The organism is Agromyces cavernae, assembly GCF_021044935.1.
GTDB classification, from domain to species: Bacteria; Actinomycetota; Actinomycetes; order Actinomycetales; family Microbacteriaceae; genus Agromyces; species Agromyces cavernae.
On record NZ_JAJNMP010000001.1, the window covers coordinates 515688 to 527734 of the forward strand.

Below are 12047 nucleotides of genomic sequence, written 5' to 3' on the forward strand. Positions count from 1 at the left end.
GGAAACGTCGCCTAGGGTGGCCGCATGGGGCGCGGTCGGCGGAGCCGGTGGCGGACGGGGGTCGGACTCGTCGCGCTGCTCGCCCTCGCCGGGTGCGGCATCGTTCCACCGGGCATCGACGACCAGGCAGGGCGCACGCCCGCGTCGACGGCAGGGTCTGATCAGTCCGACGCGCCGCAGAGCCCTGGCGCGTCGGACCCGGGCGAGGGGTCGACGACGTCGACGCCCCTGCAGCCGCGTGCCGACCTCGGCTACCGCCTTCCGCGGCTGGGCCCCGGTACAGCGCCTGGGCTCGTGGCCCGGCTTGCGGCGATGGCGGCACCCGACTTCGCGGTGGTGGTGCGCTGGGCGACCCCGGCGGGAGTCACCGCATTCGGTGACGCCCTCGACGCGCGGTTCGCCGACCTCGCGCGCGGTGCGGCCGCCGCGCACGGCGTGGCCTGGACGCCGGGCGTCGACATCGCACCGGGTGGCGTGGGATCGGCGTGCGCGCAGCATCCGCTCACCCCACCGACCGGCGTGAGCCTCACCGTCGACTGCCAGATCGTCGCGGCGGCCGGCTCGGTCGTCGGGGAGCGGATCAGCGTGCTGCGGCGCGACGGCCGATCGGCCGCGCCGCTCGAGCGCACCGCCTGGTACGCGGATGTCGCGACCGGCGAGTTCGGCGACGGCTCGGCCCTGTACCGGCCGGGCGCCGAGCACCGCGTGCTCGCGCTGCTCGCCGAGGGGCTGCGCGATGGCGGATTCGCGCCCACGACGTCCGACCCGTTCGCCGCACTCCCGCCCGAGGCGGCTCGAACGATGCTCGCCGACACCGTCGTCACCGCCGACGATTTCGTCGTGCAGGTGCCGCTCGAGCCGACGCCCGACGGGCTCGGGCGCCGACTGGTTTCGGTGCTCGTGCCGGCGCGGCTGCTCGCGCCGTTCCTCAGCCCGTTCGGTGCCGCCGTGCACGCAGCGGTAGCCGGGGGCGCGCCGTTCCGCGTCGCCGACGCGCCCGCGGCGGCCGACCCGATCGACTGCACCCTCGTCGCGTGCGCGTCGATCACGTTCGACGACGGCCCGACCTCGCTCACGGACGGCCTCATCGACCTGCTGCACGAGTGGCGCGCACCGGCGACGTTCTACCTGCAGGGCGTGAACGTGGAGAAGCGTCCCGAGGTTGCGAAGCGACTCGTCGCCGAAGGGCACGAGCTCGGCAACCACACCTGGAACCACCCTGCCCTCACGAAGCTGCCCGACCCCGAGGTGCGCGCTCAGGTCAAGCGCACGCAGACCGCGATCGCGGCCGCCACCGGTGTCACGGCCCGATCGCTGCGCCCGCCCTACGGCGATGTCGACAAGCGGGTCCGCGGCGTGGTCGGCCTGCCGATCGTGTTGTGGGACGTCGACACGCTCGACTGGACCGAACCCGGCAGTGAGGTGGTCGCCGAGCGCGCGGTGGGGGAGTCGTCGCGCGGCAGCATCGTCCTCATGCACGACACGCATTCGGGCACCGTCGCGGCCGTTCCCGACGTCGTCGACGGCCTGCGCGATCGGGGCTTCACGCTCGCGACCGTGACCGAACAGTTCGGCGGCACGCTCCCCGCCGCCGGGCAGACCGTGTCGCACGGGCCGCGCTGAGCGGCGCGACTCAGGAGATCGGGCTCTCTGCCCTCGTGTGCCGGGGAATCAGTGCAACTCTCCTGAGTTGGCAATCAGGACTCGACGGTGTGCCGTTCACGCCCATCGCCTGACCGCCCAGCGCTCGAAGAGTCCCACGAGCGAGTCGGTGAGCTTGCCGAGCACGGCGAGCAGGATGATGGCCAGGAAGATGCGGTCGATGCGACCGTTGTTGCCCGAGTCGACGAGCAGGAACCCGAGGCCCATCGAGCTCGCGATGAGCTCGGCGGCCACGAGGAACAGCCAAGCCTGCGCGAGCGCGAGACGCAGGGCCGAGATGACCGACGGCACGACCGCGGGCAATTGCACGGTCGTGAACAGCGAGAGGCCGCGCAGCCCGAACGCCCGGCCAGCCTCGAGCAGCTGCCGATCGACGTGTCGCAGGGCTGCCGCCACGATCGTGTAGACGGGGAAGAACGCGCCGATCGCGATGAGGATGACCTTCGAGTCCTCGCCGATCTTGAACCAGAGAATCAGCAGCGGCACCCACGCGAGCGACGGCACCGCGCGGATCGCGCCGAGCGTGGGGGCGAGCAGGATGTCACCGAGCTTCGAGAGCCCGACGACGGCGCCGAAGGCGAGGCCGAGCGCCGCGCCGAATGCGAAGCCGAGGAACACGCGCTGCGTCGAGATGGCGACGTAGAGGCCGAGCAGCCCGCGCTCGGCGAGGTCGACGGCGGCGAGCCACACCATCTCGGGCGTCGGCAGCATCGACACCGGTACGAGCCCGCTCGTCGACACGAGCTGCCACGCGACGAGGAGCGCGACCGGGATGAGTGCACCACCGACGATGCGGAACCACCGGCGGTCGACGAGACGGCGACGGCCGCCGGATGACGCCGGGAGGGCCGTTCCCTCGCCGGCCGGCCCGCCGATGCCGGAGCCCGGCAGCCGTTCGGGGCGGTCGACACCCGACGGCCCGAGCTGGCCCGCCACGGCCACCCCGAGCCCATCCTGCGTCACGGGCGCTGCGAACTCGCGGTCGACCGACGCCGACGCTCGCGCAGCTGTGGTCGCGGCATCCGCCTTGCTCATTCCTCTGCGTCCTTTCCCGCGTTCCGGGGGTGCTTTCGCGCCACATCCTGCGTCGAATCGCGGTCGGATTGGCGCGAAACGACCCCCGGAGTGCGTCCGGTGCTACTGGAAGCGGGCCGCGTCGGCCTGCGTGGCGAACGTGTCGTTGATGAGGCTCGCGAGCGCCTCGTCGACCTGCTGCTGATTCGCGACGTCGCCGAGCTCGACGAAGATCGGCCCGATCTTCTCGAGCACCGCGACCTGCGCCTCACCGGGCACGTGGTCGACGTCGAGGTTGGTGCGCTCGTCGATGACCTTGGTCGCGACGGCTGCGTCGAGGCCGGCGACCTCGGCGAGGATCGCGGCGGTCTCCTCGGGGTTCTCCTCGGCCCAGGCGCGGGCGGTCTCGTAGGCGTCGACGACCGCTTGGGCGACCTCGGGCTTCTCGGCGATGAACGCCTCGGTCGCGTTCAGGAAGCCGTAGCTGTTGAAGTCGACGTTGCGGTAGAAGAGCGTCGCACCCGTCTCTTCGGCACCGGCCATGATCGGGTCGAGGCCCGACCACGCGTCGACCGACCCGTTCTGCAGGGCCGCCCAGCCGTCGGCGTGCTGCAGGTTCTGCACCGTGATGTCCTCGGGCGCGAGACCCTCGGCCTCGAGCGACTGCAGCAGGAAGAAGTACGGGTCGGTGCCCTTCGTGACGGCGACCTGCTTGCCCTTCAGGGCGTCGACCGAGTCGATCGACGAGCCGGCCGGCGCGACCAGCGCCGCCCACTCGGGCTGCGAGTAGATGTCGATGACCTGGATCGGCGAACCGTTCGAACGTGCGAGCAGGGCGGCCGAGCCGGCCGTCGAGCCGACGTCGATCGCGCCTGCGCGCAGCGCCTCGTTGGCCTTGTTCGACCCCGCCGACTGCACCCAGGTGACCTCGAGGCCGGCGTCTTCGAGCCAGCCCTGGTCCTTGATGATGAGGCTCAGCGGGTTGTACGTCGCGAAGTCGATGTTGAGCGTCTGGCCCTCGAGCGAGGCGGCCTCGCCGGACTCGGCGGGCGCCGGTTCGGCCGCCTGCCCCTCGCCGGCGACGCAGCCCGAGAGCAGCAGCGCCGCGGTGGCGGCGCCCGCGACGAGCGCGGAACGGAGGAACGGGGTACGGGACAAGGTGGACTCCTTCGGGTTCTCGCCGGTCGAGTAGCGCCGGAGGCGCGTATCGAGACCTGGTGCGGTGATCTCGATACGGCCTTCGGCCTACTCGATCGGCGTTCGGCGGTCAGTACGGGTAGTGCGGGATGGTGGTCGTCGCCGCCACGCCGCGGGCGGAGCCGTGGCGGTCGATGCCGAGTCCGTCGAGCAGGCGCCCGCGGAGCTCGGCGAGCTCTGCCGAGCCGCGGTCGCGCGGGCGGGTCCCCGGCACGACGACCGTGTGCTGGATGCGAGCGCCGGGCCGGTCGCCGTCGTTTCCGAGCAGGATGACCCGGTCGGCGAGTTGCAGCGCCTCGTCGACGTCGTGCGTGACGAGCAGCACCGTGGTGGGCTCGGCCGCGTGCACGTCGAGCAGGAGGTCCTGCATCTTCAGGCGGGTCAGGGCGTCGAGCGCGCCGAACGGTTCGTCGAGCAGCAGCACCGCGGGGTTGCGCGCGAGCGCGCGGGCCAGGGACGTGCGCTGCGCCATGCCGCCCGAGACCTCGCGCGGCCGGTGCTCGGCGAAGTCGGCGAGGCCCACGAGTTCGAGCAGGCGGGCGACGTGCGCGCGGCCGGCGTCGCGTGCCGTTCCCCGCGGCAGGCCGAGGGCGATGTTTCCGGCGATCGTGCGCCACGGCAGCAGCCGCGGCTCCTGGAACCCCACCGCCGAGCGGGCGTCGAACGGTGCGACCACGCTGCCGTCGATCGCGACGACACCGTCGGACGGCCGATCGAGACCACCCGCGATGCGCAGCAGTGTCGACTTGCCGCAGCCGCTCGGCCCGAGGATCGCGACGATCTCGCCGGCAGCGACGTCGAGGTCGATGTCGCGCAACACGGGCCGCACCGAATCGCCCGTGCCGAACGCGCGACCGACCCCGTGGAACGAGATCGGTGCCGCGGTCACGACATCGCCGGCTGCGCGCGCGACCGCCGAGGCGGTCGGCTCATTGCCTGCGGATGACGTGGTCACCACTGCTCCTCGCGGACGGGACTGGGGGATGTCCCGAAACTAATCGAGGGGCTGCGCAGCGGTGAGCGGCGACGACCCGCGACGTAACAGAGGCGCGGGCGGCTCGGGGTGATCGAGGGGCGACCGCCCGCCCGCCCGACGGCCGGCCGGCCCGAAGGGTCAGACGTCCTTGAACATGTGCAGCGATGTCGTGAGGTACCCGAGGCTCTCGTAGAGCCTGATCGCCGGCACGTTGTAGGCGAAGACATTGAGCCCGAGCGACGCGGCGCCGTGTTCACGGGCGATCCGCTCGGCCTCGATCATCGTCGCGCGGCCGATTCCGCGGCGCTGGAAGGCATCGTGCACGCGGATGTCCCACACCCACCACGGGTCGCCGTCACCGCCGTCGCCGTCGGTGTCCTTCCAGGGCCCGATCCACAGCCAGCCCGCATCGTCGCCGTCGACGAGCACCGTGAAGATGAGCTGGCCCGCGGTCGGCCGGCCGCCTGGGAAGAACCGCGCCTCCGACTCCTTCCGCGCCGCGATCGCCTGTTCGGGGGTGTCACCCGCGGCGACACGGGCCTTCTCGTACTCGGCCATCGATTCGACGAGCCAGCGCTCGAGCTGCGCGTCGGTCTTCGGGGCGAGGGTGATGGAAGCAGTCTCGGCGGCCATGGCCCCCATCGTGCCACGACCGCTCGTGCGGCTGCGCGAAGATGGAGGGATGACGAGAACGGTGCGTGGCGCGAGAGTGCTCATCACGGGTGCGGCCGGTGGCATGGGGCGCATGTACGCCGAACGCGCGGTGGCCGAGCGTGCGGCATCCGTCACGCTCTGGGATCGTGACTCGGCCACCCTCGCACGCACCGTCGACGCGCTGGGCGCGGTCTCGCGGGGCCGCACCCGCATCTCGTCGTACGTCGTCGACGTGGGCGACCTCGGCGCCATCGCGAAGACCGCGCAGAAGGTGCGCAAAGACGTCGGCAACCCCGACGTGCTCATCAACAACGCGGGCATCGTGCGCGGCAACCGCTACTTCTGGGCGACCGACAACGGCGACGACACCCGACCGACGATGCAGGTCAACGCGCTCGCGCCCATGTACATCACGCGCGAATTCCTGCCGGGGATGATCGCGAACGCCTACCGCGAGGCCCGCATCGTGAACATCGCCTCGGCGGCCGGCACCCACGCCAACCCGCGCATGGCGGTCTACGCCGCGTCGAAGGCCGCGCTCATCGGGTGGAGCGACTCGCTGCGGCTCGAACTCGAGCAGGCCGACCACGGCAACGTGAAGGTCACGACCGTGACCCCGAGCTACATCTCCACAGGCATGTTCGCGGGTGCCCGCAGGCCGGTGCTCGCGCCGATCCTCGAGCCCGAGTACGTCGTCGACCGGGTGTGGCGCGCCATGCTCGCGGGTCGCCCGCTCGTGCAGTTGCCCTGGAGCGTCGGGGTCTCCCGCGCGCTGCGCGGCCTGCTGCCGACGCGCGCGTTCGATCGCATCGTGGGCGACGGGTTCGGCGTCTATCGCACCATGGAGCGGTTCACCGGCCGCGGCTGACCGGTCAGGCGATCGACCGCATTGCGGCATCGCCCGCAACGCACGGTCAGACCGCACGCAACGCGGTCAGAGCGACGTGAGCGGCACCGCAGGTTCAGTCGTCCTCGTCTCCGTCGCCGCCCTTGTCCTTCTTGCCGTTGCCGTCGTTGCGGTTGTCGCCGCTGTTGCCCGGACCGCTGTTGTCGCCGTCGCCGTCGTTGTCGCCATCGGTCGGCGTGGGGGTCGGTGTCGGCGTGGGCGTCGCCGCAGCGTCGAGGTCGGCGCGGACCAGTTCGATCGCCGCTCGGATCTCGGCCTCGCGAGCGCCATCGAGCTCTCCTGCGGCGACCGCGGCATCGACGGACCGTTCGAGCAGCAGCAGTTCGGCCATCGCTCCGGTGAAGTCCTCGACGCTCGCGCGCTGCGCGATCTGCACGACCGAGTCGCGCAGTCCTTCGGATGCCGAGGGCTGCGCCGCAGCGCATCCGCCGAGGCCGAGGGCGAGCGCGGCCGACATGGCCGTCGCCGTCAGCGCGATTCTCAGATGTGTCATGGGGTCACCGCCTCATCGAGTTGCCGAAGATGCTCGCCGAGTTCGTTGAGCTCCGCCGGGAGTGTCGGCAGGGGTTCGGGTGCCGCGGGCTCCGGATTCTGCGCGGCGATGAGCCCGGGCAGAAACAGCGCGCCTGCGATCGCCACGGCAGCGACGATGACGAGGGTCGCGACGACCGGCGCCCGGCGACGCTTTCGCGGGCGCCGACTCGGCGGCGGTTGCACCGGCGGCGCGACGTCGCGCGCCGTCATCACCCGGGTCTGCGCGGTCGCAACCGGGTCGTCGTCGGCCGCACTTGCCACGGGGGCAGAGGCCGGCGCCGTCAGCCGTCTCGTCGGGGCCGTTCCGTCATCGGGAGCGCCCACGGCGACCGTGGCGGCGTCGGCGACCGCGGCGGTGGATGCGGACTCGGCACCGGCGGATGCGGATGCGGATGCGGATGACCCGTGGTCGAGCGCTGCCGCGGCGACCGCGACCTCGAGCGCCGTCGGCCGTGCGCCGGGGTCGCGGGCGGTCATCGCGCGCAGCAGGTCGACCCACCCGCGCCCGAACGCGTCGGGGACGTCGGGGTCGCGCACCAGGCGCGCGCTCGCCGCCTCGCCGGCGGACCCGGGGAATGCGGGGCGACCGGTGCGGGCTTCGAGCAGCAGCAGTCCGAGGGCGTAGACATCGGTCGCGCTGCCCGCGGCCTCACCGCTCACCTGCTCGGGGCTGAGGAAGCCCGGCGTGCCGATGAGCAGCCCGGTGCGGGTGATTCGCGCGTCGTCGATGAGGCGCGCGATGCCGAAGTCGGCGAGCTTCGCGTTCCACGAGCGCGTGGGCAGGTGCGCAGGTTCGAGCAGCACGTTCGCCGGCTTCACGTCGCGGTGCACGATGCCCCGTGCGTGGATCACGTGCAGCGCCTCACCGAGGTCGGCCGCGAGGCCCGCGGCATCGGCGGCCCCCACCGGCCCCGATCGAAGGGTCTCGCGCAGGTCGTGACCGTCGACGAGCTCCATGACGAGGTATTCGCGACCGGTCGGATCGTCGTGGGCGGCGTCGTAGAGCCGCACGAGCGCGCGGTGCTCGACGCTCGCGAGCAGCGCCACCTCCGAGCGGCGGCGCGCGGCGTCGTCGATGCCCTCGGCCGCCTCGGCGAACACCTTCACGGCGACCGAACGCCCGAGCGCGGTGTCGGTGCCGCGGTACACCGACGCCATGCCGCCGCGGCCGATGAGCCCGTCGATGCGGTAGCGACCACCGAACACGACCCCCGTGAAGGAGTCGACGGTCGCAGGCTCAGGAGTGGTCGTCACCCTTTCGAGGGTAACTGCACTCGGTGGACGATCGCCGAATCGGCCCAAGATCGCCGAATCGACCGAAGATCGCCGGGTCAGCCGAAGATCATCGGCAGGTCGGCCTCGTCGTCGCCGAGGGCGAGGTCGACGAGCACCGGCACGTGATCGCTGGGTGCGTTGCCCTTGCGCTCGTTGCGGTGGATCGACGCGTCGGTCACCGCGTCGGCGAACGCCGCCGAGCCGAGGATGAAGTCGATGCGCATGCCCTCGTTGCGCGGGAACCGCAGCTGCTTGTAGTCCCAGTAGGTGAACAGGCCCTCGGGCACCCGGGCGCGGGCCACGTCGGTGACCCCTGCCTGCTCGAGCGCGAAGAACGCCTCGCGCTCGGCGGGCGACACGTGGGTCGTCTGCCCGACGATGACGGTCGGGTCGCCGTTGTCGACGTCGAACGGGGCGATGTTGAAATCGCCCATGAGCGCGAACGGCACGTCGGGGCGAGCGGAGGTCTCGGCTCGCGTGTACTCGGTGAGCGCCGCGAGCCAGTCGAGCTTGTAGGTGTAGTGCGGGTCGCCGAGCGATCGCCCGTTGGGCACGTAGAGGCTCCACAGCCGCACACCGCCGACGGTCGCACCCATCGCGCGCGCCTCTTTGGGCAGGTCGGGGCCTTCGTGGCCCTTCAGGAAGCCCGGCATGCCCGGGAACGTCGTCTCGACGTCGGTGATGGGTGCACGGCTCGCGACGGCCACGCCGTTCCACTGGTTGAGTCCGTGGATGGCCAGTTCGTAGCCGGCCGCCTCGAACGCCTCGGCAGGGAACTGCTCGGCCTTGCACTTGATCTCCTGCATCGCAAGCACGTCGACGTCTTCGCGCACCATCCAGTCGACGACACGGTCGACGCGGGTGCGGATCGAGTTGACGTTCCAGGTGGCGATGCGCATGGACTCAAGCGTATGGCAGCCGTCCGACAGCAACGGGCGCCGCCCGACCTCCCGGTCGTGCGGCGCCCGTCGGCGATCAGGCTGAGCGCTCGATCAGCACAGCTTGAACGGCTTGCCGTTGGAGGAGAGCTGCCCGAAGTACCCGAGCAGGTAGGTCTCGTACACATCGAGGGCCGCGATGTGGTCCGCGACGGGGGCGGGCGTGCATGTGGGAGGCACGACGTGCATCGGCCCGCCGTGGCGGCCCACGAGTGCCGCGCCCGAGAGCGCGTCGGGGAACTTGGTGCCGTTCACGAGCCACGCGTACACCGACCAGCTCTGAGCGGGGTCCCAGATGAAGCTGTTGATGATGGATGCCGTCTCATAGCGGCTGACGCCGCCCAAGCGCGCAACGGCCTGGACCGAAGCGACCTCGTAGATCGACGACCTGATGCCGGCGCTGACCACGCCGGTGCCGCCCGCAATGGCCACCACCTGCGGGTTGAGGGCCGTGAGCGCCGCCTTCGAGGCCGCGTCGATCCGTGAGGCCGTGCCCGGCACGATCATCACGGGGAAGTTCTCGAGTGCTGCGGCGGCGCTGGCCGCGAGGGCATCGGGGAAGTTCGCCCCCGTCGCGACCCACACCACTTGGGATGCGTCGAAGGCGTCGGCGACGATCTTGCGCGAGGTGTCGTAGCGGTCGACGCCGGCGATGCGACGCACGACCGGCGAGTACGCCTTGAGCTTCGTCTGGACTGCACTCGAGACGGCGCCCGTGCCGCCGGCGATGACGATCTCGGCCGGGTTCAGCCGGTCGAGTTCGGCGGCCACGACGGCCGGGATGGCGTTCGGGGCCACGAGCAGGAGCGGACCGCCGCACGTGGCTGCGGCCGGCCCGGCGCTCAGTGCATCGGGGAAGTTCGCGCCCGACGCGATGTAGACGCACGGTGCGTCGGCGGGGAAGCCCTCGCGGGAGATCGCGGCGGAGGTGGCGTAGCGGTCGGTGCCCGCGATGTAGCCGGTGAGCATCGGCTCGAGTCGCTCGTCGATTCCGGTGACGGCCTCGCCGTCGGCGAGGGTCACCTCGGTCGCCCAGCCCGAGACGGGCGCGTCCTTCCAGAACTCGGGCTTGAGGCCCGATGGTGCGTCGTCGAAGAACGCCAGCAGGTAGGTGCCCGCCGGGACACCGGTCACGGTGTAGGCGCCGGTCGCCGAGGTCTTGGCGCTGGCGACGGAGACGTAGGTCTCTCGCGCGTCATCCCAGTCCTGAACCTCCACGTACCCGGTGGCGAGCGGCTTCAGCGGCTTGGTCGTGATGTCGGTGTACGTGACCGTGCCGGAGATCGAACCCGTGGCCGTCGCGGATCGGGCGACGAATCCGCCGTCACCTGTGTCCAGGCGCACGGGCGCGCTGTCCTCACGCGGATCCGCGCGGAGCAGGTCCAGCGGGTCGTCGGTCGCATCGACCGATGCGCTCGACGTATCGGACGCTGCAGGCAGTCGCAGCTGCGACACTTCGTCGTCGGCGAATGCCGGGGTCGCACCGGCGGCGAGCAGTCCGCAGAGCGCGAGCGCGGCGGTTGCCGCCCGCCAGCGCACGCCGGAAGGGGTTCGGGTCATTGAATTGTCCTTCGTAGGGTTCGGGCGCCGATTCAGGCGCACATAGGCGGCATCGTAAGGACTCCTGAGTACCCCGCGCCACCCCCCGAACGGGTATCGTTTCCGAACCGATGCGCGGGGCGTTGAGGCGTGCCCGCCCGCGGATGCCTCCTCCGCTATTCCGCCGCGATGTCCGCGGGGTCGTCCTCCCCGCCCCGCACGAGCTCGAGGCGCGGCAGCACCACCCAGAGCGCGACCAGCACGATCACGCCGACGACCAGCGCGATGATCCCGGCGGTGCGCGAGAGGGCCCAGTCGAAGATCAGGCTGGCCACCCCGATCACGAGCAGTGCGACGACGACCAGGTGCCCGATGAGGAGCTTGTTGCCGATGCGCACGACGCGTTCCTTCACCTGTCGTCGGAAGAGCGTGCGGTGCAGCGTGACGGGCGCCAGGCCGACGACGGTCGCAAGGCCGGCCAGCGACACCAGCACGAGGTACAGCGTGAGCTGGTAGGTGTCGAGCTCGTCGAATCGCGGTTGGAAGGCCACCGCGAGCAGGAAGCCGCCGATGAGCTGGGTGCCGTTGAGTGCGACGCGCAGCTCCTGGAGGATGTCGTTCCAGTTGCGATCGCTGCGCTCGTTCGGCGTCTCATCGCGTCCATCACCGGGTCGGATGTCGCGATGGAGGCCCGGCCGCACCTCCTGGTCGGAGGGCGCGGGCACGGGGCCGGGACCGTGATCGGGTTCCGGTGCGATCGGGCCGGAGTGACGGGCGTTCATGTTCGATCGTAGCCACGGCGGCACCCACCGCATCAAGCCCCTTTCGCGGGCGAGGCGCTACCCGCTCGCCGTGGCGACGCCCGAGGCGGTCAGGGCGACGCCTGCAAGGAAGACGGCGGCGACCAGCACGATCCCGGCGATCGGGATCCAGAACGCGATGCGTTTCAGGACGAGCACGATGGCGGCGGCGATGAGTGCGACCAGCCCCACGACGAGCGGCCCGATCATCGCGACGAGCATGCCGGTCGCGATGCGGTCGTAATCGCAGACCGCGCTTGCGCCGCATGAGTCGCTCGCGAACGCGAGGAAGAACGAGAGGAACGACGCGACGAGCGCCGCGCCGACCATCAGCACGAGCAGCACGATGGTGAGCACGAGGTCCCACACGACGACGGACCGCTTCGTCGGCGCTGCGGCAGGATTCGGATCGTACGGCTGGACCGCCTCGGTCATGCCGGCTCCCCTCTCGCCCTCGGAGCCGCGACCGGCCCTTGAGAAACGCCCCACCAGCCGAATAATGGCATCGGCACGTCAGGTGCTGCAAGGATCGAGGCAGCACGAGGGGAGGG

The 12047-nt window shown here is 71.4% G+C and carries 12 protein-coding genes; 2 read left to right on the forward strand and 10 right to left on the reverse strand.

Annotated features, from left to right (window positions below):
- Window positions 1-24: 24 nt before the first annotated feature.
- Window positions 25-1623, forward strand: a complete 1599-nt coding sequence (locus tag LQ757_RS02360) for a polysaccharide deacetylase family protein (protein ID WP_231045597.1) — start codon at window positions 25-27, stop codon at window positions 1621-1623.
- 96 nt (window positions 1624-1719) lie between these two features.
- Here LQ757_RS02360 and LQ757_RS02365 read toward each other — a convergent pair whose 3' ends face one another.
- The 4 genes from LQ757_RS02365 to LQ757_RS02380 form a co-directional block, all read right to left on the reverse strand.
- Window positions 1720-2697, reverse strand: a complete 978-nt coding sequence (locus LQ757_RS02365) for an ABC transporter permease (RefSeq protein ID WP_231045598.1) — start codon at window positions 2695-2697, stop codon at window positions 1720-1722.
- A 102-nt stretch (window positions 2698-2799) separates the two neighbouring features.
- Complete coding sequence (locus LQ757_RS02370; protein ID WP_231045599.1) at window positions 2800-3834, reverse strand: aliphatic sulfonate ABC transporter substrate-binding protein; 1035 nt, start codon at window positions 3832-3834, stop codon at window positions 2800-2802.
- A 109-nt stretch (window positions 3835-3943) separates the two neighbouring features.
- Window positions 3944-4828 (reverse strand): ABC transporter ATP-binding protein, encoded by an 885-nt coding sequence (locus LQ757_RS02375; protein ID WP_372459616.1) that lies wholly within the window; start codon window positions 4826-4828, stop codon window positions 3944-3946.
- Between the two features lie 159 nt (window positions 4829-4987).
- On the reverse strand, window positions 4988-5482 hold the full coding sequence (locus tag LQ757_RS02380; protein ID WP_231045600.1) for a GNAT family N-acetyltransferase: 495 nt from the start codon (window positions 5480-5482) through the stop codon (window positions 4988-4990).
- Window positions 5483-5531: 49 nt separating this feature from the next.
- Between LQ757_RS02380 and LQ757_RS02385 the strand changes: the two genes are divergently transcribed.
- Entirely contained in the window at window positions 5532-6371 is an 840-nt protein-coding gene (locus tag LQ757_RS02385; RefSeq protein ID WP_231045601.1) for an SDR family oxidoreductase, read from the forward strand.
- Between the two features lie 94 nt (window positions 6372-6465).
- Here LQ757_RS02385 and LQ757_RS02390 read toward each other — a convergent pair whose 3' ends face one another.
- The 6 genes from LQ757_RS02390 to LQ757_RS02415 all read right to left on the reverse strand — a co-directional run bounded on the left by LQ757_RS02390 (window position 6466) and on the right by LQ757_RS02415 (window position 11931).
- Window positions 6466-6903: a hypothetical protein gene (locus tag LQ757_RS02390; RefSeq protein WP_231045602.1), complete on the reverse strand. Its 438-nt coding sequence runs from the start codon at window positions 6901-6903 to the stop codon at window positions 6466-6468.
- On the reverse strand, window positions 6900-8198 hold the full coding sequence (locus LQ757_RS02395; protein WP_231045603.1) for a serine/threonine-protein kinase: 1299 nt from the start codon (window positions 8196-8198) through the stop codon (window positions 6900-6902). The genes LQ757_RS02390 and LQ757_RS02395 overlap by 4 nt, the downstream gene beginning before the upstream one ends.
- 77 nt (window positions 8199-8275) lie before the next feature.
- Window positions 8276-9118 (reverse strand): exodeoxyribonuclease III, encoded by an 843-nt coding sequence (locus tag LQ757_RS02400; RefSeq protein ID WP_231045604.1) that lies wholly within the window; start codon window positions 9116-9118, stop codon window positions 8276-8278.
- A 93-nt stretch (window positions 9119-9211) separates the two neighbouring features.
- Window positions 9212-10717: a cell wall-binding repeat-containing protein gene (locus LQ757_RS02405; RefSeq protein WP_231045605.1), complete on the reverse strand. Its 1506-nt coding sequence runs from the start codon at window positions 10715-10717 to the stop codon at window positions 9212-9214.
- Window positions 10718-10872: 155 nt separating this feature from the next.
- Window positions 10873-11478 carry a DUF6328 family protein gene (locus tag LQ757_RS02410; RefSeq protein ID WP_231045606.1) on the reverse strand — a complete coding sequence of 202 codons (606 nt, stop codon included), beginning with the start codon at window positions 11476-11478 and terminating at the stop codon, window positions 10873-10875.
- 57 nt (window positions 11479-11535) lie between these two features.
- Complete coding sequence (locus LQ757_RS02415; protein ID WP_231045607.1) at window positions 11536-11931, reverse strand: DUF6264 family protein; 396 nt, start codon at window positions 11929-11931, stop codon at window positions 11536-11538.
- Between the last annotated feature and the right edge of the window lie 116 nt (window positions 11932-12047).

Coding starts and splice junctions, on each gene's coding strand:
- LQ757_RS02360 (WP_231045597.1), top strand. CDS start 25: ATGGGGCGCGGTCGGCGGAGCCGGTGGCGGACGGGGGTCGGACTCGTC.
- LQ757_RS02365 (WP_231045598.1), bottom strand. CDS start 2,697: ATGAGCAAGGCGGATGCCGCGACCACAGCTGCGCGAGCGTCGGCGTCG.
- LQ757_RS02380 (WP_231045600.1), bottom strand. CDS start 5,482: ATGGCCGCCGAGACTGCTTCCATCACCCTCGCCCCGAAGACCGACGCG.
- LQ757_RS02385 (WP_231045601.1), top strand. CDS start 5,532: ATGACGAGAACGGTGCGTGGCGCGAGAGTGCTCATCACGGGTGCGGCC.
- LQ757_RS02390 (WP_231045602.1), bottom strand. CDS start 6,903: ATGACACATCTGAGAATCGCGCTGACGGCGACGGCCATGTCGGCCGCG.
- LQ757_RS02400 (WP_231045604.1), bottom strand. CDS start 9,118: ATGCGCATCGCCACCTGGAACGTCAACTCGATCCGCACCCGCGTCGAC.
- LQ757_RS02405 (WP_231045605.1), bottom strand. CDS start 10,717: ATGACCCGAACCCCTTCCGGCGTGCGCTGGCGGGCGGCAACCGCCGCG.
- LQ757_RS02410 (WP_231045606.1), bottom strand. CDS start 11,478: ATGAACGCCCGTCACTCCGGCCCGATCGCACCGGAACCCGATCACGGT.
- LQ757_RS02415 (WP_231045607.1), bottom strand. CDS start 11,931: ATGACCGAGGCGGTCCAGCCGTACGATCCGAATCCTGCCGCAGCGCCG.